This is a genomic window from Hydrogenophaga aromaticivorans (assembly GCF_013387465.1).
Lineage (GTDB): Bacteria > Pseudomonadota > Gammaproteobacteria > Burkholderiales > Burkholderiaceae_C > Hydrogenophaga > Hydrogenophaga aromaticivorans.
Map to the genome: position 1 here is coordinate 124,078 of NZ_VYGV01000003.1, position 20,423 is coordinate 144,500.

At 67.3% G+C, this 20,423-nt stretch carries 18 protein-coding genes; 17 read left to right on the plus strand and 1 reads right to left on the minus strand.

Annotated elements, in window-relative coordinates; genetic code table 11:
* Positions 1-152 precede the first annotated feature (152 nt).
* The gene (ilvA, locus tag F3K02_RS02650) at positions 153-1,763 is read left to right on the plus strand and encodes a threonine ammonia-lyase, biosynthetic (protein WP_177133021.1); all 1,611 of its coding nucleotides are present in this window, start codon (positions 153-155) and stop codon (positions 1,761-1,763) included.
* Positions 1,764-1,826: 63 nt separating this feature from the next.
* Positions 1,827-2,861, plus strand: a complete 1,035-nt coding sequence (locus F3K02_RS02655; RefSeq protein ID WP_246309107.1) for a nicotinate-nucleotide--dimethylbenzimidazole phosphoribosyltransferase — start codon at positions 1,827-1,829, stop codon at positions 2,859-2,861.
* Between the two features lie 13 nt (positions 2,862-2,874).
* On the opposite strand, the gene F3K02_RS27740 is transcribed toward F3K02_RS02655, so the two are convergent.
* Entirely contained in the window at positions 2,875-3,372 is a 498-nt protein-coding gene (locus F3K02_RS27740) for a general secretion pathway protein C (RefSeq protein ID WP_177133025.1), read from the minus strand.
* A gap of 144 nt (positions 3,373-3,516) precedes the next feature.
* On the opposite strand from F3K02_RS27740, the gene gspG reads away from it, so the two are divergent.
* The 15 genes from gspG to F3K02_RS02735 all read left to right on the plus strand — a co-directional run bounded on the left by gspG (position 3,517) and on the right by F3K02_RS02735 (position 20,419).
* Positions 3,517-3,945, plus strand: coding sequence for a type II secretion system major pseudopilin GspG (gspG, locus tag F3K02_RS02665; protein ID WP_177133186.1), 429 nt, complete (start codon positions 3,517-3,519; stop codon positions 3,943-3,945).
* Positions 3,946-4,116: 171 nt separating this feature from the next.
* Positions 4,117-4,596, plus strand: coding sequence for a prepilin-type N-terminal cleavage/methylation domain-containing protein (locus tag F3K02_RS02670; protein ID WP_281362704.1), 480 nt, complete (start codon positions 4,117-4,119; stop codon positions 4,594-4,596).
* Entirely contained in the window at positions 4,593-4,982 is a 390-nt protein-coding gene (gspI, locus tag F3K02_RS02675) for a type II secretion system minor pseudopilin GspI (RefSeq protein ID WP_177133027.1), read from the plus strand. Before F3K02_RS02670 ends, gspI begins: the two co-directional genes overlap by 4 nt.
* A 1-nt stretch (position 4,983) precedes the next feature.
* Positions 4,984-5,790, plus strand: coding sequence for a PulJ/GspJ family protein (locus F3K02_RS02680; protein ID WP_218179337.1), 807 nt, complete (start codon positions 4,984-4,986; stop codon positions 5,788-5,790).
* Positions 5,790-6,791, plus strand: coding sequence for a type II secretion system minor pseudopilin GspK (gene gspK / locus F3K02_RS02685; RefSeq protein WP_246309111.1), 1,002 nt, complete (start codon positions 5,790-5,792; stop codon positions 6,789-6,791). The genes F3K02_RS02680 and gspK overlap by 1 nt, the downstream gene beginning before the upstream one ends.
* Before the next feature lie 107 nt (positions 6,792-6,898).
* Entirely contained in the window at positions 6,899-8,146 is a 1,248-nt protein-coding gene (gene gspL, locus F3K02_RS02690) for a type II secretion system protein GspL (protein ID WP_177133033.1), read from the plus strand.
* A gap of 5 nt (positions 8,147-8,151) precedes the next feature.
* Entirely contained in the window at positions 8,152-8,691 is a 540-nt protein-coding gene (gene gspM / locus F3K02_RS02695; protein WP_177133035.1) for a type II secretion system protein GspM, read from the plus strand.
* The gene (gspN, locus tag F3K02_RS02700; RefSeq protein ID WP_177133037.1) at positions 8,688-9,482 is read left to right on the plus strand and encodes a type II secretion system protein N; all 795 of its coding nucleotides are present in this window, start codon (positions 8,688-8,690) and stop codon (positions 9,480-9,482) included. Before gspM ends, gspN begins: the two co-directional genes overlap by 4 nt.
* Before the next feature lie 45 nt (positions 9,483-9,527).
* Positions 9,528-11,687 carry a type II secretion system secretin GspD gene (gene gspD, locus F3K02_RS02705; protein WP_177133039.1) on the plus strand — a complete coding sequence of 720 codons (2,160 nt, stop codon included), beginning with the start codon at positions 9,528-9,530 and terminating at the stop codon, positions 11,685-11,687.
* Positions 11,688-11,691: 4 nt separating this feature from the next.
* Positions 11,692-13,131 carry a type II secretion system ATPase GspE gene (gene gspE / locus F3K02_RS02710; RefSeq protein WP_177133041.1) on the plus strand — a complete coding sequence of 480 codons (1,440 nt, stop codon included), beginning with the start codon at positions 11,692-11,694 and terminating at the stop codon, positions 13,129-13,131.
* 435 nt (positions 13,132-13,566) lie between these two features.
* Positions 13,567-15,279, plus strand: a complete 1,713-nt coding sequence (locus F3K02_RS02715) for a multicopper oxidase family protein (protein ID WP_246309113.1) — start codon at positions 13,567-13,569, stop codon at positions 15,277-15,279.
* Positions 15,280-15,711: 432 nt separating this feature from the next.
* Complete coding sequence (locus F3K02_RS02720) at positions 15,712-17,421, plus strand: multicopper oxidase family protein (RefSeq protein ID WP_177133044.1); 1,710 nt, start codon at positions 15,712-15,714, stop codon at positions 17,419-17,421.
* A gap of 48 nt (positions 17,422-17,469) precedes the next feature.
* A complete protein-coding gene (locus F3K02_RS02725) occupies positions 17,470-18,060 on the plus strand; it encodes an SCO family protein (protein ID WP_177133046.1) in 591 nt (196 codons plus the stop codon).
* A 65-nt stretch (positions 18,061-18,125) separates the two neighbouring features.
* Positions 18,126-19,355 carry a type II secretion system inner membrane protein GspF gene (gene gspF / locus F3K02_RS02730; protein ID WP_177133048.1) on the plus strand — a complete coding sequence of 410 codons (1,230 nt, stop codon included), beginning with the start codon at positions 18,126-18,128 and terminating at the stop codon, positions 19,353-19,355.
* A gap of 167 nt (positions 19,356-19,522) precedes the next feature.
* Entirely contained in the window at positions 19,523-20,419 is an 897-nt protein-coding gene (locus F3K02_RS02735) for a 5'-nucleotidase (RefSeq protein ID WP_177133050.1), read from the plus strand.
* The last annotated feature ends 4 nt before the right edge of the window (positions 20,420-20,423 follow it).

Sequence of the window (20,423 nt, forward strand, 5' to 3'; positions counted from 1 at the left end):
GTTGCAGCATGCGAGCGCTATACTGACGTCATTGTATTGAAGGTTGTCTCCTCTGCCCTCCAAGGGTGGATTTAAACCCGGACCGGTTCTTCCAGTCCGGGTTTTTTTTGGCCGACTGGCGCGCTCTATATGATGAGCACCGAGGAAACACCATGCCCGTCAGCCCCAAAAAGCCCGCCGCCCCTGCCGCTCTGCCGGCCTCGTCCCCCGTCACAACGCTGACACCCGCCGAATACCTCAAGAAGATCCTGACAGCCCGGGTCTATGACGTGGCCGTTGAATCGGCTCTGGAACCGGCAAAAAACCTGGGCCGGCGTCTGCACAACACGGTGCTGCTCAAGCGCGAAGACCAGCAACCCGTGTTCAGCTTCAAGCTGCGCGGTGCCTACAACAAGATGGCGCAGCTGACCCCCGAGCAGCTGAAAAAGGGCGTGATCTGTGCGTCGGCCGGCAATCACGCCCAAGGCGTGGCGCTGGGCGGCCACAAGCTGGGCACCCGCGCGGTGATCGTGATGCCGACCACCACGCCACAGGTGAAGGTGGATGCGGTTCGGGCGCTTGGCGGTGACGTGGTGCTGCACGGCGACAGCTACTCCGATGCCTACACCCACGCGGTGGCGCTGCAGAAAAAGCAGGGCCTGACTTTCGTGCACCCGTTTGACGACCCGGACGTGATCGCCGGCCAAGGCACGATTGCCATGGAAATCCTGCGACAACTGCAAAGTCTGGGTTCGGACCACCTCGATGCGGTGTTCGTCGCGATTGGCGGCGGTGGGTTGATTTCGGGTGTGGCCAATTACATCAAGGCGGTGCGACCGGAGATCAAGGTGATCGGGGTGCAGACCGTGGACTCCGACGCCATGATGCAATCGGTCCAGGCGGGCCAGCGCATCGCGCTGGCCGATGTGGGTCTCTTCGCGGACGGTACAGCCGTCAAGCTCGTGGGCGAAGAAACCTTCCGCATCGCCAGCGGTCTGGTGGACGAGTTCATGGTGGTCGACACCGACGCGGTGTGTGCCGCCATCAAAGACATCTTTATCGACACGCGCAGCATCGTCGAGCCCTCAGGCGCGATGGCGGTTGCCGCGGTCAAACAGTACGTCGCCAAGCACAAGACCAAGGGCGAGACCTACGCCGCCATCCTGTGCGGCGCCAACATGAATTTCGACCGGCTGCGCTTCGTGGCCGAGCGCGCCGAGGTGGGCGAAGAACGCGAGGCCCTGTTCGCCGTGACCATCCCCGAGGAGCGCGGCAGCTTCAAACGTTTTCTGGAAACCATCGGCGACCTGCCCGGCGGTCCGCGCAACGTGACCGAGTTCAACTACCGGATCGGCAACGCCGACACGGCGCACGTTTTTGTGGGACTGACCACGCAGGGCAAGGGCGAGTCGGCCCGGATCGCCGCCAATTTCAAGCGCCAGGGATTCGAGGCGCTGGACCTCACGCACGACGACCTGGCCAAAGAACACATTCGCCACATGGTGGGTGGGCATTCACCGCTGGCCCAGGACGAGCGCCTGTTGCGCTTCGTCTTTCCCGAGCGGCCGGGCGCCTTGCTCAAGTTCCTCAGCCTCATGCGCCCGGGCTGGAACATCAGCCTGTTTCACTACCGCAACCAGGGTGCTGACTACGGCCGCATCCTGGTTGGGCTCCAGGTGCCGCCCAAGGACGACAAGGCGTTTGCGCGCTTCCTCGACACACTGGGCTACCCGTACGTCGAGGAAACCGCCAATCCGGTGTACCGTCTGTTTCTCAAAAGCTGAGGCACCGACACTATGGACGCAAGGACTGAAACAGTGGTTGAAGAACCCCGGAACAGAGCGTCCTTGCCCGAACCCCAGTGGCCGCAGGTGGAGCCCACGGATGACGCTGAACTGGAGCGGTACCTCCGGCAGGTGCTCCGGCCGGAGCACCTGCCCGAACACGCCTTGGGCCGCATGGAAACACTGGCCCTGCAGCTGGCCCGCATCCAGCACGCCAGCCCGCTGATCTTCGATCAGGTCCGTCTCGACCAACCGCAGTTGCTGGTGTTTGCCGGCGACCACGGCATTGCCGACGAAGGCGTCTCGCTGTCTGAACAGGGCCTCACCCGCCAGCGTGTGCTGCACATGTTGCAGGGCACGTCACTGGTCAATAGCCTGGCCGAGCAGCAGGGTTTCAATCTGACGGTGGTGGACGCGGGTGTGGCCTCCCACATCCTGCTGCCCGACGATGCCCCGTCGCAAGTCCCGCTCCTGCTGCGCAAGATCGGTTACGGCACCCGCAACATGGTGCTGGGTCCGGCCATGTCGGTTCCGCAGGCCATTGCCGCGTTGAACGCAGGCATGGACGTGGTGAAGCACCTGCCCGGCAACGTGCTCGCCCTCGGCGATGTCGGCGTGGCCAACACATCCTGCGCAGCGCTGCTGCTGTCGCGCCTGTGCGGTGTGCCACTGAGCGACGCCTGTGGAGTCGGCGCCGGCCCGGACGAGGTCTGGCTGAAGCACAAGCTGGAGAAACTCTTCGCCGCCGCCAGCCGGCACCGCAAAGCGGTCAAGCCACTGGACGCGCTGGCCGCCATGGGCGGATTTGAAATCGCCATGATGGCCGGCGCGATGCTGCAGGCTGCGAGCGAGCGGCGCGTGGTGCTGGTGGACGGGTTTGTGGCCGGAGCGGCAGCGCTGGTGGCGCGTGGTCTGGTCCCTGCTGTGGCGGACTACCTGGTGTTTGCCCACCGGTCGGCCGACCCGGGCCACCGCTTGCTCCTGATCCACCTGCAAGCCCAGCCACTGCTGGACATGGAACTGCGCATGGGTCAGGGTGTGGGCACCTTGCTGGCCTGGCCCCTGCTGCAGGCGGCCCAGCGGCTCTTGGCGCACTGAACCGGGGTCTTTCTCAGTCCTCGACCTTCGGCAGGACCAGCTGCACCGTACTGGGCCCGGTGCGCTGGGGTCCCAGCCTGGCTTCACGGCCGTTCACCGACTGCAGCACCAAACCCGCCTCCAGCGCATCGCCCACCCGCACGGGGCGCGGCGGCTGGTCGTCGATCGCGATCAGGGCTGCGCCGCCCTGCCCTGGGCGGACCGCCAGACCGATCAGCCGGTAACGCGTCGCGGGCGGCGGCGCGGTTGCGGCCACCCCCGGTGGCGGACGCGATCCCAGCGCGCGGGCCACCGCGGCCACGTCGGCCTGGGGCGCCGATACCGCCAGCGCGGCCAGCGGGGTCAAAGGACCCTGCCCCCACACACGCAGCGCCCAGTACCCGGCACTCAAGCCCGCCGCCAGCCAGAACAAGCCGGCAGCCAGAGCGGGCCAGAAACGGCCACCCGTCCAGCCCGCTGCCGCACTGGCCACAGGGTTGAAGACGCGCCCGGAGAATGCCCGTTTGTTCATGGCCGCATTATGATCGACCGCCTGTCACGACCCTCTGTGGGTGTGCCTGCCGCTGGATGCCGTTCAGACCGGCGCACCCCAGCCATCTGCTCCCGGGAGATCGCCTTGAAACACCACCCTCTGCCCCCACACACCACGACGTTGATGCCCACCTGGCGGCGTTCGCTGCAGCGCGGCTTCACGCTCATTGAACTGATGGTGGTGCTGGTCATCATCGGCGTGCTGGCCGCGCTGATCGTGCCCAACGTGCTCGATCGCGCCGACGACGCCCGCGTCACCGCGGCCAAGACCGACGTCAACAACCTGATGCAGGCGCTCAAGCTGTACCGCCTCGACAACCAGCGCTACCCCACGAGCGAGCAGGGCCTGAACGCACTGCTCGTCAAGCCCACGATCAACCCGGTGCCACCCAACTGGCGCCCTTATCTGGAGAAGCTGCCGGGCGACCCCTGGAACCGTCCGTACCAGTACCTCAACCCCGGCGTGCACGGCGAAGTCGACGTGCTGTCGCTGGGCGCTGACGGCCAGCCGGGTGGCGAAGGCCGCGACGCCGACGTCGGCAGCTGGCAGTGAACAAACACCCCCCTGCGCCGCTGCGCGGCTTCCCCCCAGGGGGACGGTGCCTTTGGACCGGCGGAGCCGGATCTTCGGCACCCGCTGGGTTGAGGCACTTCGCGCACAGGGGCTCGTTGACTTCAGCCTGTTTGTCCTCGCGCCCGAACGCATTGCCGGAGTTCTGAGGTGTTGTCGACCCCATCACGCACCAGCTCGCCCCAGCGGGGCTTCACCCTGCTGGAGCTGATGGTCGTTGTGGCCATCGTGGCGCTGGCCACGGCCGGCGTGAGCCTGACCTTGCGCGACAACGACGGCAGCCGGCTGGAAACCGAAGCCCTGCGCCTGTCGGCGCTGCTCGAATCGGCGCGTGCCCAGTCGCGCAGCAGCGGTGTGCCGGTGTACTGGCGGCCGACAGCGGAGGGGTTCGAATTCCTGGGCGCGCCGGCGCGTCCGCAGGCGCCGGCCTCTCTGGCGAACGAACGCCGCTGGCTGCACCCGGAGACCCGGGTGCAGATCGCCCAGCCCACCGGAGCGAGCAGCCTGGTGCTGGGTCCCGAGCCCCTGATCGCGGCGCAGCGCCTGCGGCTAATGCACGGCGAGCACCAGCTGACGCTGGGCACCGACGGGCTCTCGCCGTTCGCCGTGTTGCCCGAGGATGCTGCGCCATGAACACCGCGCGTTCTGGTGAAAACCGTGCCCGGGGTTTCACCCTGATCGAAATCCTGGTCGCGCTGGCGGTGGTGGCGATCACGCTGGCCGCCGGCATGCAGGCCACCGGCGCCCTCACCCGCGCCGCGGAGCGGCAAAGTGATCAATGGCTGGCCCAGATCTGCGCCGAAAACGAGCTGACCAGACTGCGCCTGAACCGCCAGCTGCCGGGCGTGGGCGAGAGCACGAGCACCTGCGAGCAGGCAGGGCGGCAGCTGCAGGTGCGGCTGGCCGTGTTGCCGACGCCGAACCCCAACTTCCGGCGCGTCGACGCCGTGGTCGAGGGGCCGGTGCAAGGGGTGAATGCGCGGCTGCTCACCCTGTCCACGGTGATGGGACGGTACTAAGATGAAACACCCCCGCCGCGCTTCGCGCGACCCCCAAGGGAGCGGCACTGGCCGTCCGGCAAAGCCGGCCCGGCGGTGCCCTGGGCTGGACCGTTTCGTGCGGCGCGGGTCGTCGCGCTACCAGCACCGCGGCTTCACGCTGATCGAACTGCTGGTGGCGCTGGCGGTGATGGGCGTGCTGGCCTTGCTCAGCTGGCGCTCGCTCGACGGCATGAACCGCGCCCAGGAAATCACCCAGCAGCGCGCCGACGAGGTCCTGCGGCTGCAGGCGGCACTGGGTCAGTGGGGCGCCGATCTGGACGCGCTGGTCGAAACCGGCGAACTGGGTGCGCTGGATTTTGACGGCCGCGTGCTGCGCCTGACCCGGCGCGACAGCACCGAAAACGCACTGCAGAGTCCGGGCATCCGTGTGGTCGCCTGGGCGCGCAAAGACCCGGCGGCCGGCGGCACCGGCGGCCCGCAATGGATGCGCTGGCAATCGCCACCGCTGCGCCGCCGCGACGAACTCGCGCAAGCCTGGGCACGCGCCTCGCAGTGGGGACTCGGTGAACAGCAGCGCGATGGCGCGGGCACCAACGACACCGCGCTCGCGCTCATCGGCATCGATCGCTGGCAACTTTTCTACCACCGCGGCGCCACGTGGGGCAATCCGCTGTCGTCCATAGGCAATGAAGGGCGTGGCGTGGCGGGCGTGAGCCTGCTGCCCAACGGCGTGCGCCTGGTGCTCGAACTGTCTGCGGGCCAGGGCCTCTCGGGCACGCTGGTGCGCGACTGGGTGCGGCCGACGCTGGCGGCCGGATCGCCATGATGAAGAACCGCCGACGCCCCATCGGTCGCCAGCGCGGCGCCGCACTGCTGCTGGCCATGCTGGTCGTGACCCTGGTCGCCACGCTGGCCTCGGCCGCCGTGTGGCAACAATGGCGCTCGGCCGAGGTGGAGGCGGCCGAGCGCCAGCGCGTGCAGGCGAGCTGGATACTCACCGGCGCGCTGGACTGGGCGCGGCTGATCCTGCGGGAAGATGCCCGGGGCAACCGCAACAGCGGCCACGCCGATCACCTGGGCGAACCCTGGGCCACACCGCTCGAAGAAGCCCAGCTCTCCAGCTTTCTGGCCGCCGACAAGAACAACAACAGCAACAGCGCCGACGACATGTTGCCGGCCTTCATGTCGGGCGAAATGTCCGACGCACAGTCGCGCCTGAACGCCTTGAACCTGGTCCGCAGCACCGGCAGCGGTGCGAAAACCCAGGTCGAGGTCTCGCCGCCCGATCTGGCGGCTTTCACCAAGCTCTACCAGTTGCTGGATCGGCCGCAGGCCGAACTCGACAACCTGGTTTCAGCCCTGCTGAACACGTCGAACCTGACGCTTAACGACCCCAAGCCTTCGCCCACCCCACTGCTCCCGACGCGCTTTGCGCAGCTCGGCTGGCTGGGCGTGAGCCCGGCGAGCCTGAAGGCCTTGCAGCCCCACGTCACGGTGCTGCCCGAACGCAGCACCCTGAACCTGAACACCGCCAGCGCCGAAGCGCTGAGCGCCAGCATCCCCGGTCTGGACCTGGCCCAGGCGCAACTGCTGGTCAGCGAGCGCGCCGACCGGCCCTTCCGGGACCTGCCTGGCGCGCAGGCGCGCATTCCCGGTGCCACCAGCGAAACCGTCAACAGCCAGCAACACGATGTGCGCAGCCGCTTTTTTGAGGTCCGGGTCCGCTTGCGGCTGGACGACACCGTGACCGAAGAACATTCGCTGGTGGTGCGCAACGGACTCAACGTCAACGTCCGGTGGCGCGAGCGCGTCGCCGCCCGCCCATGACGCGCCGGCAGGGTGTGCGACACCAGGGGCGATCCGCCGGCACGCGGCCGGTCCCTAAAATGCAGAACATCCCGCGTGCGCGCACCCTTCCCTGACCCAGGCCCGACGTGCTGATCCTCACACCCACATCGTTCTCCGTCGCCAGCGCCACCGCCTCCGGTGCGACACTGGACTGGGCGCGTTCAGGCAACGGGCAACAACTGGCCGAACACGGCACCTGCGCGGCCTCGCTGCTGCCCGCCGACGACGAGGTGGTGCTGGTGTTACCACCCCACGCCGTGTCCTGGCACCGCGCCACCCTGCCCCGCGTGGCCAATGCCAAGCTGCGAGCCGTGCTCGACGGCGTGCTGGAAGAACACCTGCTGAGCGACAGCGCCGAACTGCATTTCGCGCTCGAACCCGGTGGCCGATCCGGGCAGACGGTGTGGGTGGCCGCCTGCCACAAGGCCTGGCTCAAGACCTGGCTGCAAATCCTCGAGGACGCGGGCCGTCCGGTCTCGCGCATCGTGCCGTCGATCTGGCCGCACCTCGCATCGTCGCGCAGCGTGACCCCTCCGACGGTTCACTGGGCCCACCACCAGGGGGGTCGACCCTGGCTCGCAAGCGCGAGCGCGCTGGGTGTGGTCTGCACGCCGCTGCAACCCGGCAGCACCGGCGTGGCGGCCCTGGTCACGCCCACCCCGGGGGATGCCGAAACGCCCGACGGCGCCATTCAGTGGCTGGCCGAGCCCGCCGCCGCGGCCGAAGCCGAACAGTTGCTCGGCCAGCGCTTCGAGCTCGTGGCGCTGCCGGCCTGGCTGCTGCGCTGCGCCCAGTCCGAATGGAATCTGGCGCAGTTCGACCTCAGCCTGTCCAGCACCGCCCGGCGCGGCCAGCGCCTGCGCCAGACCCTGCGCCAGTGGCGCAGTGCGCCGGCCTGGCGGCCTGCGCGCTGGGGGCTGGCCGCGCTGCTGGTGGTCCAGCTCATCGGCCTGAATGCCGCCGCCTGGCAGGAGCGGCGCGTGCTCGCGGCCAAACAGCAGGCCCTGGGGCAGACGCTGCAGCGCAGCTTTCCGCAAGTCAAGCTGGTGCTCGACGCTCCCTTGCAGATGCAGCGCGAACTGACCCGCCTGCAGCAGGCCAGCGGCACGCTGTCCCACCGTGACCTCGAAGCCATGCTCGGCGTGCTGGGCCAGGCCACCGACGACCCTGCAGCGGCACTGAGCAGCATCGATTTCAGCAGCGAAGAAGGCCGCTTCACCGTGACACCCGACAGCGAAGACGCACTGGCAACGCTGCAGCAAACCCTGCAGCGCAGCGGCTGGCAGGCGCAGCTCAAAGACACCGAGCTCACCCTGCGCCCGGCAACCCCCTGACACCGATGAACACACGCACCCGACCCACCGCTGCCCTGGCCCGTTTCGGACAGGGCTTGGGTGCGGCGCTCGAACGCCTGTCGCTCCGCGAACGGCGCGCCGTGGTCGCCGCCGCCTGGGTGGTGGGCCTGGGTCTGCTGTGGTGGCTGGCGCTCGCGCCGGCCCTGAGCACGCTGCGCCAGGCACCCGAACGCCATGCCCGGCTGGACACCCAACTGGCGCAGATGCAACAACTGGCCGCCAGTGCCGAGCAGTTGCGCTCGCTCAACAGCAGCCCGCCGCCGGGCCGCGCCGCCACGCTGCGCGCGCTGGAGCAATACACCAGCCAGCTGGGTGGCACAGCGCAGGTGTCGGTACAGGGTGACCGCGCGAGCGTGAATTTCCGGGGCACCGCGCCCGAGGCCCTGTCCCAGTGGCTGAACCAGATGCGCGTCAACGCCCGCCTGCTGCCGGTGCAGGCCCAGCTCCAGCAGCAGGCCAACCCGGCCGGATGGAGCGGGAACCTGGTGCTGGCGGGGCCCGGTCTGCAGTCGGACGAACGATGAGCAGCCCTTGGTCCGTGCGCCTGGCCTGGCTCGGCGGCTGCCTCGGCCTGTTGCTGGCGATGCTGCTGTTTGCGCCCGCGCGCTGGCTCGCCGCGGCCGTGCACAGCGCCAGCGCGGGACAGGTGCAGCTGGTCAACGCGCGTGGCAGCGTCTGGCAGGGCCAGGCCGACCTGCTGCTCACCGGCGGCGAAGGCAGCCGCAGCCTGAGCGCCCTGCCCCAGGGTCTGCGCTGGCGGCTGGCGCCGGCCTGGGCTTCGGGCCAGCCGGCCGTCGCGCTCCAGCTCAACACACCCTGCTGTTCGCCCGAGCCGCTGGACATCCTGCTGCTGCCCGGCTGGCAGGGCATGGAACTGCGTCTCGCCGCCTTCAGCAGCCAGTGGCCCGCCGTGTTGCTGGTGGGCCTGGGCACCCCCTGGAACACCCTGCGGCCCGACGGCCAGCTGGCGCTGCGCTCCAGCGGCCTGGTCGTGCAGCAGGTGCAGGGGCGCCTGACCCTGCAGGGTGGTCTGACCGTGGACGCGCTGGACATGGCGTCCCGCCTGTCCACCCTGCGCCCGCTGGGCAGTTACCGGCTGGAACTGCGGGCCGCGGCCGACGGCCACAGCACCACGCTGAACCTGAGCACGCTGCGCGGCGGGCTGCGGCTGCAGGGCAGCGGCCAGTGGGTGGGTGGACGGCTGCGCTTCCAGGGCGAGGCCCAGGCCGCCCCCGGGCGCGAGCCGGCGCTGGACAACCTGCTCAACATCCTCGGGCGCAGGCAGGGACCGCGCTCGATTCTGAACATTGGCTGAAGCGTGGCACCGCCGATGCCCAGCACTTCGCGATAGGATCAAGCGATGAACCGCAAACCCTCCCGAGCCCAGCCCACCCGGGTCCACCCGAAACCCGGGCAGACAGCGGGTCTGCTGAGAACGCTCACCCTGGCCGGCAGCCTGGCGCTGTGCCTGCTGCCCGGGCCGGTCGCGCTGGCGCAAAGCGGGCGCAACGAGCCCGTGGTGCTGAGTTTTGTCGACGCCGAGATCGAAGCGGTCGCCCGCACCATGGCGTCCATCAGCGGGCGCAACGTGGTGGTGGATCCGCGTGTCAAGGGCACCATCAGCCTGTCCACGGACAGGCCCGTTTCTCCTGCGGCCGCACTCAACCAGTTCAGCGCCGCGCTGCGGCTGCTGGGCTTTGCGCTGGTGGACACCGGCGGCCTCTACAAGATCGTGCCCGAGGCCGATGCCAAGCTGCAGGGCAACCCGGTGAACGCGGGCCCGGTGAGCTCACTGGCGTCGTCGAACCAGATCGTGACCCAGATCTTCCGCCTCAACCACGAGGCCGCCAACAACCTTGTGCCCGTGCTGCGGCCCCTGATCGGCCCCAACAACACCATCAACGTCAACCCCGGCAACAACTCGCTGGTGATCACCGACTACGCCGACAACCTGCAGCGCATTGGGCGCATCGTCGCCGCGCTCGACGTGGCGGGCGCCACCGACGTCGAGATCATTCCGCTGCAGCACGCCATCGCGATCGACATCGCCCCGCTGATCACGCGCCTGATCGAACCCGCCACCGTGGGCGCCGGCCAGGCCGCTGACACCTCCTACAAAACCACCCTGGTGGCCGAGCCGCGCAGCAACACCCTGGTGCTGCGCGCGGCCAACCCGGCGCGCCTGGCGCTGGTGCGCTCGCTGGTGAGCAAGCTGGACCAGCCCCGGGGGCAGGACGCGAGCGGCAACATCCATGTGGTCTACCTGAAGAACGCCGACGCCACCTCGCTGGCCGCCACGTTGCGCGCGGCCATGGCCGGCGAAAGCAGCGCGGGCGGAGCCGGTGCACTGACCAGTGCCCCCACCACCGTCGCCATCCGTGCGGCGGCCGGGTCCACCGCCGCCGGCAGCCCCCAGGCCTCGGCGCCGGTGGCCGCCAGCGCCAGCCCGTCCACCGGCGGGCAGATCCAGGCCGACCCGGCCACCAACGCGCTCATCATCACCGCGCCCGAGCCGCAATACCGGCAGTTGCGCGCCGTCATCGACCAGCTCGACGGGCGGCGCGCGCAGGTCTACGTGGAAAGCCTGATCGCCGAGGTCAACGCCGACAAGGCGGCCGAATTCGGCATCCAGTGGCAAGGCCCGCTGGGCAATTTCGGCGACAGCGTGGTGGGCCTGATGGGCACCAACTTCGGCACCGGCGGCAACAACATCCTGACCAACCTGCTGCCCATCGCGCAGGGTGACACCGCCAGCATCACAGCGCCCGGCACCGGCCTGAACATCGGCGCCGCGCAGCAGCGCAACGGCGTCTACATCCTCGGCTTTCTGGCGCGCTTCCTGCAGCAGAACGGCGAGGGCAACATCCTGTCCACGCCCAACCTGCTGACGCTGGACAACGAAGAGGCCAAGATCGTGATCGGCCAGAACGTGCCCTTCGTGACCGGCCAGTTCACCAACACCGGCAGCAACGAGGGCTCGGTCAACCCGTTCCAGACCATCGAGCGCCAGGACGTCGGCCTGACCCTGCGCGTGAAGCCGCAGATCAGCGAGAACGGCACCATCAAGATGACCATCTTCCAGGAGGTCAGCAGCGTGCAGGCGTCCTCGATCAACTCGGCCACCGGCCTGATCACCAACAAACGCACCATCGAATCGACGGTGCTGGTCGACGACGGCGGCATCGTCGTGCTCGGCGGCCTGCTGCAGGACGAATACGCCGGCAACCAGGAAAAGGTGCCCGGTCTGGGCGATGTGCCCTTCTTTGGCAACCTGTTCAAGAGCGAGACCCGCAGCCGCAAGAAAACCAACCTGATGGTGTTCCTGCGCCCGGTGGTGCTGCGCGACGCGCGTGCCACAACCAACCTCTCGCTCGACCGCTACGACCTCATGCGCGCTGCGCAGAAAGACGCCCAGCCCGTGCCCAGCAGCGCGCTGCGCGTCAACACCGCGCCCGTGCTACCACCCCAGCGCGCGCCCGGAGCGGCGCAGCCGTCACCGCCCGCTGCCCCGGCCAACTGATCCCATGAGACACCCGCTGCCCTACGCCTTTGCACGCCAGCATCTGTGGCTGCTCGAAGACGATGGCCAGGGCCTGACCCTGCTGGGCAGCAGCACACCCGCGGCCGACCCGGCCGTGCAGACGCAGCGCCTCTCTGCACTCTCGGAAATCCTGCGCTGCCATGAGGTGCGCGAGTTCCTGTGGGAGCCGGGCGACACGCTCACGCAGCGCATCAGCGCGGCCTATGCCCAGGGCGAATCGAGCGCGGCCGCGGTGGTGAGCGAAGTGCAGAGCGACGCCGACCTGAGCCGCATGATGCAGGAGCTGCCGGCGATTGAAGACCTGCTGGAAACCGCCGACGACGCGCCCATCATCCGCATGCTCAACGCCCTGCTCACGCAGGCCGCGCGCGACGGCGCCAGCGACATCCACATCGAACCCTTCGAGCGCCATTCCAGCGTGCGTTTCCGCATCGACGGCGTGCTGCGCGAGGTGGTGCAGCCCAACCGGGCCCTGCACGCGGCGCTGATCTCGCGCCTGAAGATCATGGCCGAGCTCGACATCTCCGAAAAGCGCCTGCCGCAGGACGGCCGCATCTCGCTGCGCATCGGCACGCGCGCGGTGGACGTGCGCGTGTCCACCCTGCCCAGCGCCCACGGCGAACGCGCCGTGCTGCGCCTGCTCGACAAGAGCGAGAGCCGCCTCAACCTCGAAGCCGTGGGCATGCAGGGCGATGTGCTGGCCCAGTTCGAACACCTGGTGCAGCAGCCGCACGGCATCATCCTGGTGACCGGCCCGACCGGATCGGGCAAGACCACCACGCTCTACGCCGCCCTGCAGCGCCTGGACGCCGGCACGCTCAACATCATGACGGTCGAAGACCCGATCGAATACGAGCTGGCGGGTGTGGGCCAGACGCAGGTCAACCCCAAGATCGACCTCGACTTCGCCAAGGCCCTGCGCGCCATCCTGCGCCAGGATCCGGACGTGATCATGATCGGCGAGATCCGCGATTTCGAGACCGCGCAGATCGCCATCCAGGCTTCGCTCACCGGCCACCTGGTGCTCGCCACGCTGCACACCAACGACTCGGTGAGCGCCGTGACGCGCCTGACCGACATGGGCGTCGAACCCTTCCTGCTGTCGAGCTCGCTGCTCGGTGTGCTGGCGCAGCGCCTGGTGCGCAAGCTCTGCGTGCATTGCCGGCGCCAGGACGAAAACGGCCGCTGGACCGCGCCCGGTTGTGCGCACTGCAACGCGGGCTACAAGGGCCGCACCGGTGTCTACGAACTGCTGGTGGTGGACGACCCGATCCGTGCGCTGATCCACAGCCGGGCGGCCGAAAGCGAGCTGCTGGCGGCGGCGACAACGACGGGCCTGCGCTCCATGCGCGAAGACGGCCAGCGGCTGGTGAACGCCGGCGTCACCAGCCAGGAAGAAGTCCTGCGCACCACGCGGGATTGAAGGCGTCCCGGTGACGGCGCCCCGCCGGGGCTCTGTGTCCAGATGCGCTGGAAACAGCTGCTTTCGTGGCGTTTCTTTCAGACCCAAAAGTTACTGAAATAAACATCTCCAAGGTGTTGACGGTGGGGAACAGGCATTGTCAACATCACCGCGTTGAGCGACTTTTGACGCACAGGTGAGCGTCAGAACCGTGGCCTTTCCCACTCAGCACGCGTCAAAAGGCCGGGCAAAGTTGTCACCAGTTTTATGGATTGACGCTGAAACGGGCCGGACAAAAACTGTGCTCAGCGGATCACACATGTAAACAAATGCGCGGGAAGGGGAGGCGCACTGCAGCTGAAGCCGGCGTTTCCCGGGACACACGTGACGGACCCGTCCTGGCCGCCAGACCAGGCATCTTCTGGTGGTTCGTTCAACCCGCCCGGAGGTAACAGCATGTCTGAACCCACCACCCACCAGGGGCCGCGTCTCAACCGTCGGAAGTCCATCCAGCTGGGGGCTGCTGGCGTTGCCGCGGCTTCGGCGATCCCGCTCAGCCAAGAAGCCCCTGCCAAAAGTCCGGACCCCGCCGTGGGGCCGACCACCACACCCTGGGTGGAGCCGCTGCCGGTGTACCAGCCCAAACAGAATGTGGCGTCGCTCGACCCCGCACCCGCGGCACAACCGTGGGAAAACGAATGCGGCCGAGCAGCGCACCAGTTCTGGCCGGCGGGAGGCCCCGGCAAGCTCTACAACATCCACGCGCAGGTGGCGCAGCACGCGTTTCACCCGCAACTGCCCATGAACACCGTCTGGGCCTACGACGGCATGCTGCCCGGTCCGACGATCGTGGCCCGCTACAACGAACCGGCCCTGGTGCGCTTCCATGCCGACATCGACCCTTATGCCGTCGGTTACGGATCGCCCGAGATCACGGTGCACCTGCACAATCTGCACGCCGCCTCGGAGAGCGACGGTTTTGCGGGCGACTACTTCAGCGCGGCCCGGTACGGCCCCGGCGTCACGCGGGCCGGCACGTTCAAAGACCACCTCTACCTGAACCGCTACGCCGGTTTCAGCACCGACCCGGCCGGCATCGGCGACCCGCGCGAGGCGCTCGGCACGCTCTGGTACCACGACCACCGCATGGACTTCACCGAACAGAACGTCTACCGCGGCATGTTCGGCACCTACCTGCTCTTTGACGATGTCGACTCGGGCGACGAGCACGACACCAATCCCAAGGCCCTTCGGTTACCGGGTGGCGTGGGCCGTTACGACATCCCGCTGCTGTTCGCCGACTTCCTGTTCGACCAGAGCGGCTACGTGCTCTACAACGCCCTCGAAATCAAAAAAGGCCACCTGGGCAACAAGCTCACGGTCAACGGCAAGATCCAGCCCTTCTTCAAGGTCGAACGCCGCAAGTACCGCTTCCGCCTCATCAACGCCAGTGTGGCCCGGTTCTACGAGTTCTATCTGATGAACGGAACCACCAGCCAGAACTTCACCCGCATCGCCACCGACGGCAACTTGCTGCCCGCTCCGCTGACCATGAACAACGCGCGCGTGCCGCCCGCCGCGCGCGCCGATATCGTGATCGACTTCAGCCAGTATCCGATCGGCAGCCAGCTGTTCCTGGTCAACCGCCTGGCCATGGCCGACGGCCGGGGACCTTCCGGACTCACCGCCAACGACCAGATGTTGCGCTTCGACGTCGACAGCGACCCCGCCGAACCCGATGTCAGCCGGGTGCCCACCACGCTGCGGGCCCTGCCGCCCATTGAGCTGCACAAGGTGGTTTACCGCCGCCGGTTCGAGTTCAAAAAAGAGCTCAACGACATCTGGGTGGTGAACGACAAGATATTCGACGTCGAAAAAGCCGCGCACAACGTCAAGCGGGGCACGGCCGAGATCTGGGAACTGGTCGGGCACGGCGACTGGCACCACCCGGTGCACATCCACCTGGAGGAAGGGCGCATCCTCAAGCGCAACGGCAAGGCCCCTCCGGCCCACGAGCGGGGCCGCATGGACGTGTACACGCTGGCGCCTGAAGAACGGGTGGAGGTGTTCATCCGCTTCAGGGACTTCACCGGCAAGTACCTCATGCACTGCCACAACCTCTCCCACGAGGACCACGCCATGATGCTGCGCTTTGACGTCAGGCCATGACTTTGAAGGGGGGGCCAATGCCCCCTTCAAGGCCATCCCTCATGGAAGGGAAAAACCGGCACTTGAAACTTAAAACAGCAAAAGTTACATAACGACACAAACACATTGAAACAACTGACAAATGTCAATTCATGCTTATTCACCGAGCAGCGGCGACATTCAGGTATCAATGTTTTGGCATTTATTAGTACTTTAGAAAACATTAGCCTTTCACTCATCAAGGACTTGCGTACCCATTTCTATTGATTGACGCGCCACGCCGCCCGAAAAACACTGACGTCAACGGGTCACACATGTAATCAAAAGCGTGTTTTCTGCTCCAGCCCCCACGGCCGTTACAGAACCCCACTGACAAACATGTCAGCCCGCCCAGGCAGCAGGAAACCGGCATTCCCCGGACCTTGCCCCACACACCAGCTCGGGAGCCATGAAATGTCTGACACCACCCAACACAAAGGGCCGCGGCTGAACCGGCGGCAATCCATACAACTGGGCGCGGCCAGCGCTGCCGCCGGCTTGGTGGCCGCCCGGCCCGGACGCTTGGCCCATGCAGAGGATCCGCCCACGGGACCCTCCACCGCACCCTGGATGATGCCGCTGACGGTGCCCGTCCCCAAACAGACCGTGGCGTCGCTGAGCCCCGAACCCAGCCACTACCCCGTTGCGGGTGAAGCCGGACGCGATCCGCACCAGACCTGGACCGGCGCCGCGCCACAGAAGCTCTACACCATCCGCGTCAAGGAGGCCCTGCACTCTTTCCACCCACAACTGCCCACCCAGACCATCTGGGGTTACGACGGGACCTTCCCCGGTCCCTGCATCGTGGCGCGCTACAACGAGCCCTGCCTGGTGCGCTTCTACAACGAGATCAACCCCTACGCCGTTGGCTATGGTTCGCCCGAAATCTCGGTTCACCTGCACAACCTGCACTGCGCTTCGGAGAGTGACGGTTTTGCCGGCGACTACTGGAGTTCCGTTCGTTATGGCCCGGGCCTCACGCGCGCGGGCCAGTTCAAGGACCACCTGTTCATGAACCACTACGCCGGGTTTTCCACTGACCCGGCCGGCATCGGTGACACCCGCGAAGCCCTTGGCACCCTGTGGTTTCACGACCACCGCCTGGACTTCACCGAGCAGAACGTCTACCGCGGCATGGCCGGTCTGTACCTGATGTTCGACGAACTCGATTCCGGCAACGAGAAGGACCCCAACCCGCTGGCGCTGAAACTGCCCAGCGGCGTCGGCCAATACGACATCCCCCTGGTCTTCGCCGACTTCCTGTTCGACAAGAGCGGTTACGTTTACTACAACCCCCTGATCGACAACAAGGGCCATCTGGGCAACAAGGTCACCGTCAACGGCAAGATCCAGCCCTACTTCAAGGTCCAACGTCGGAAGTACCGTTTCCGCCTGCTGGACGCCAGTGTGGCCCGCTTCTACGAGTTCTACCTCATGAACGGGACCACCAGCCAAAACTTCACCTACATCGCCAACGACGGCAACCTTCTGCCCGCGCCGCTGACCATGAACGCCGTGCGCCTGGCGCCGGCCGAGCGGGCCGACATCGTCATCGATTTCAGCAAGTACCCGCACGGCACGCGGCTGTACCTGGTCAACCGCCTGCTCATGAAGGATGGCCGAGGGCCCGAGGGCCTGAGCAGTCGGGGTGAACAACTGCTGCGCTTCGATGTCGACACCGACCCCATGGAACAAGACGTGAGCCAGGTGCCCGCCCGCCTGCGCGATCTGCCCCCCATCAACCTCAACGACGTGGTGCGCACCCGCAGATGGGAGTTCGACAAGGACAACGCCATCTGGACCGTCAACAAGAAGATCTTCGATCCGGAGAAAGCGGCCGCGGTCGTCAAGCGCAACACCGCGGAGATCTGGGAACTGCGTGGCAACGGCAGCTGGCACCACCCTGTGCACATCCACATGGAGGAGGTTCGCATCCTCTCGCGCAACGGTGTTCCGCCACCACCCCATGAACAGGGACGCAAGGACGTGATCGTGCTGAAACCCGATGAGCGGGTCAAGGTGTTCATCCGCTTCCGGGACTTCACCGGCAAGTACCTGCTGCACTGCCACAACCTCACCCACGAAGACCACGCCATGATGGCCCGCTGGGACGTGGTGGCCTGACACAGCTCCGACCGAAACCCGTTCAACCTCCATGAAAGGAAGGTCATCATGAACAGCAAGCGCAACCTGCTCCGCCTCGCCGGCGGGGCAGCCCTCATGCCCCTCGTGGCCCAGGCCCGGTCGGTCCGCCCCTCTGCCCAACGCAGCCCGTTGGCCGACTACTTCCCCAACGTCGTACTCGAAACCCACGACGGCCGCAAGGTCCGTTTCTATGACGACCTGATCAAGGGCAAGGTGGTCGCCATCAACATGATGTATTCCATCTGCACCGGCGTCTGCCCCACGGGCACCGCCAACCTCAAGCAGGTGCAGCAGGCGCTGGGCCAACGGCTGGGCAAGGACGTCTTCATGTACTCCATCACCCTGCGCCCCGAGTTCGACAACGGCGCCGCACTGCGCGACTACATCAAGCACTACGACATCCAGCCCGGCTGGACCTTCCTGACGGGCAAGCCGCAGGACGTGGACCTGGTGCGCCGCAAGCTGGGTTTCGTTGGCGACACCGAGGCCATCGATGCCGACATCAACCAGCACACCGGCATGGTGCGCATCGGCAACGAACGGCTCGAACGCTGGACCATGGCGCCCGCGCTCGGCTCGCACCGCCAGATCCTGCGCACCATCCTGGAACTCACCTGAGGCCAGGGCGGCGCAGCGCGGGTGGTCGCGGCCTGGTGGTGCACAGGCCACGCTAACATCACCGCATGCCCGCCTATTCTTTCGAGGCCCTGGACGCCCAGGGCGCCACGCAAAAAGGCCTGATCGACGCCGACACCGCGCGTGCCGCGCGCGGCCTGCTGCGTGCGCGCGCCCTGGTGCCGCTGCTGGTCGAACCGGCGGTCAACGCCCAGGGATCGGCAGCGGGCAGCGGACTCAACATCACGCTCTGGGGCGGGCGTGTCTTCAACGCCACCCGCCTCGCCATCTGGACGCGCCAGCTCGCCGGCTTGGTCTCGGCCGGGCTGCCGCTGGAACGCGCCCTGTCCGCGCTGGCCGAAGAAGCCGAGGAAGAAGACCAGCAGCGTCTCGTGGCTTCGCTGCGCTCCGAGGTCAACGGTGGTTCACCCTTTGCCCGCGCGCTCGCCCAGCACCCGCGCGAGTTCTCCGAGATCTACAGCGGCGTGATCGCCGCGGGCGAACAAAGCGGCCAGCTGGGCACCGTGCTCGAACGCCTGGCCGATGACCTGGAAGAACGCGAAGCGCTCAAGAACAAGCTCATCGCCGCCTCGCTTTACCCGGCCATCGTCACCCTCGTGGCGATCGTGATCGTGGTGTTTCTGGTCAGCTATGTGGTGCCGCAGGTGGCTGGCGTCTTTGCCAGCAGCAAGCGCGCCCTGCCCATCCTCACCGTGATGATGCTGGCCCTCAGCGACTTCGTGCGCAGTTACGGCTGGCTGATGCTGGGCGTGTTGATCGCTGCTGCTGGCGGGCTGGTGGTGGCGCGGCGCCAGCCGGCGATGCGCCTGGTCATGGACGCCGCCTGGCTGCGCCTGCCGCTGGTGGGCAAGCTCGCGCGCGGCTACAACGCGGCGCGCTTCGCCGCCACCCTGGCCATGCTGGCGGCCGCGGGTGTGCCCATTCTTCGCGCGCTGCAGACCGCCGCCGAAACCCTGAGCAACCAGGCCATGCGCGCCGATGCGCTGGACGCCCTGGTGCTGGTGCGCGAAGGCGCTCCGCTGGCCTCTGCCATGGCCAGCAAGAAGCGTTTTCCGCCGCTGCTGGCGATGTTTGCGCGCATGGGTGAACAGACCGGCCAGCTGCCCGCCATGCTCGGCCGGGCGGCCAAGCAACTCGGCGCCGAGGTGCAGCGCCGCGCCATGCACCTCGCCACCATCCTGGAGCCGCTGCTGATCGTGGGCATGGGCGCGGTGGTGATGCTGATCGTGCTGGCGGTGCTGATGCCGATCATTCAGCTCAACCAGCTTGTGAGGTAGGTCCACCCCCGTCGCTGCGCTCCGCCCCTCAAGGGGCAATGCGAGCGGCCCGGCGGAGCCGGTTCCGCCGCATTCTGGGCGGGACGCCCCCTCTGCTTCCTGTCCTTCTTCGCAGTTGGGCTACGCTTCGCCATTCCTGTTGGTTTTCTACTCTGAGAGTCTGATCCATGCCTGTAACGCTTGAAGGCCAGCTCGTTGTCGCGATTTCTTCGCGTGCGCTGTTTGACTTCGAAGAAGAAAACCGCCTCTTCGAGACCGGTGACGACCGGGCTTACATGAAGCTGCAGCTGGACCGGCTGGAGGTGCCGGCCCAGCCGGGCGTGGCGTTTTCGCTGGTGCGGAAGCTGCTGGCGTTCAACGATGTCAGCACGCAGCGGGTGGAAGTGGTGATCCTTTCGCGCAACGACCCGGTCTCGGGCATGCGGGTGTTCCGCTCGGCACAGCACTACGGTCTGCCGATCCAGCGCGGCAGTTTCACGCGCGGCCAGCCGCCCTGGCGCTACCTGCGGCCGCTGCGCGCCAACCTGTTCCTCAGCACCCACCTGGCCGACGTGCGCGCCGCGCTCGACGCCGGCGTGCCCGCCGCGCAGGTGTACCCGCTGTCGGTGCACGCCAGCGATGCGCACCCGCACGAGGTGCGCATCGCCTTCGACGGCGACGCCGTGCTGTTCTCCGACGAGGCCGAGCGCGTCTACCAGGCCGAAGGCCTCTCGGCTTTCCAGGCCCATGAAGCCAGCCACGCTGGCCAGCCGCTGGCCGGCGGTCCGTTCAAGCCGCTGCTGGAAGCCCTGCACCGCCTGCAGGCCGAGGGCACCAGCGCCATGCGCATCCGCACCGCGCTGGTCACCGCGCGCAGCGCCCCCGCGCACGAGCGCGCCATCCGCACGCTGATGGACTGGAACATCGAAGTGGACGAGGCCATGTTCCTCGGCGGCCTGCCCAAGGGCGAGTTCCTGCGCGAGTTCGAACCCGACTTCTTCTTTGACGACCAGACCGGCCACATCGAATCGGCAGCCATGCACGTGCCATCCGGGCATGTGGCCAGCGGCATCTCGAACGGGTGACTCC

Coding starts and splice junctions, on each gene's coding strand:
- ilvA (WP_177133021.1), top strand. CDS start 153: ATGCCCGTCAGCCCCAAAAAGCCCGCCGCCCCTGCCGCTCTGCCGGCC.
- F3K02_RS27740 (WP_177133025.1), bottom strand. CDS start 3,372: ATGAACAAACGGGCATTCTCCGGGCGCGTCTTCAACCCTGTGGCCAGT.
- gspG (WP_177133186.1), top strand. CDS start 3,517: ATGCCCACCTGGCGGCGTTCGCTGCAGCGCGGCTTCACGCTCATTGAA.
- gspI (WP_177133027.1), top strand. CDS start 4,593: ATGAACACCGCGCGTTCTGGTGAAAACCGTGCCCGGGGTTTCACCCTG.
- F3K02_RS02680 (WP_218179337.1), top strand. CDS start 4,984: ATGAAACACCCCCGCCGCGCTTCGCGCGACCCCCAAGGGAGCGGCACT.
- gspK (WP_246309111.1), top strand. CDS start 5,790: ATGAAGAACCGCCGACGCCCCATCGGTCGCCAGCGCGGCGCCGCACTG.
- gspM (WP_177133035.1), top strand. CDS start 8,152: ATGAACACACGCACCCGACCCACCGCTGCCCTGGCCCGTTTCGGACAG.
- gspN (WP_177133037.1), top strand. CDS start 8,688: ATGAGCAGCCCTTGGTCCGTGCGCCTGGCCTGGCTCGGCGGCTGCCTC.
- gspD (WP_177133039.1), top strand. CDS start 9,528: ATGAACCGCAAACCCTCCCGAGCCCAGCCCACCCGGGTCCACCCGAAA.
- gspE (WP_177133041.1), top strand. CDS start 11,692: ATGAGACACCCGCTGCCCTACGCCTTTGCACGCCAGCATCTGTGGCTG.
- F3K02_RS02715 (WP_246309113.1), top strand. CDS start 13,567: ATGTCTGAACCCACCACCCACCAGGGGCCGCGTCTCAACCGTCGGAAG.
- F3K02_RS02720 (WP_177133044.1), top strand. CDS start 15,712: ATGTCTGACACCACCCAACACAAAGGGCCGCGGCTGAACCGGCGGCAA.
- F3K02_RS02725 (WP_177133046.1), top strand. CDS start 17,470: ATGAACAGCAAGCGCAACCTGCTCCGCCTCGCCGGCGGGGCAGCCCTC.
- gspF (WP_177133048.1), top strand. CDS start 18,126: ATGCCCGCCTATTCTTTCGAGGCCCTGGACGCCCAGGGCGCCACGCAA.
- F3K02_RS02735 (WP_177133050.1), top strand. CDS start 19,523: ATGCCTGTAACGCTTGAAGGCCAGCTCGTTGTCGCGATTTCTTCGCGT.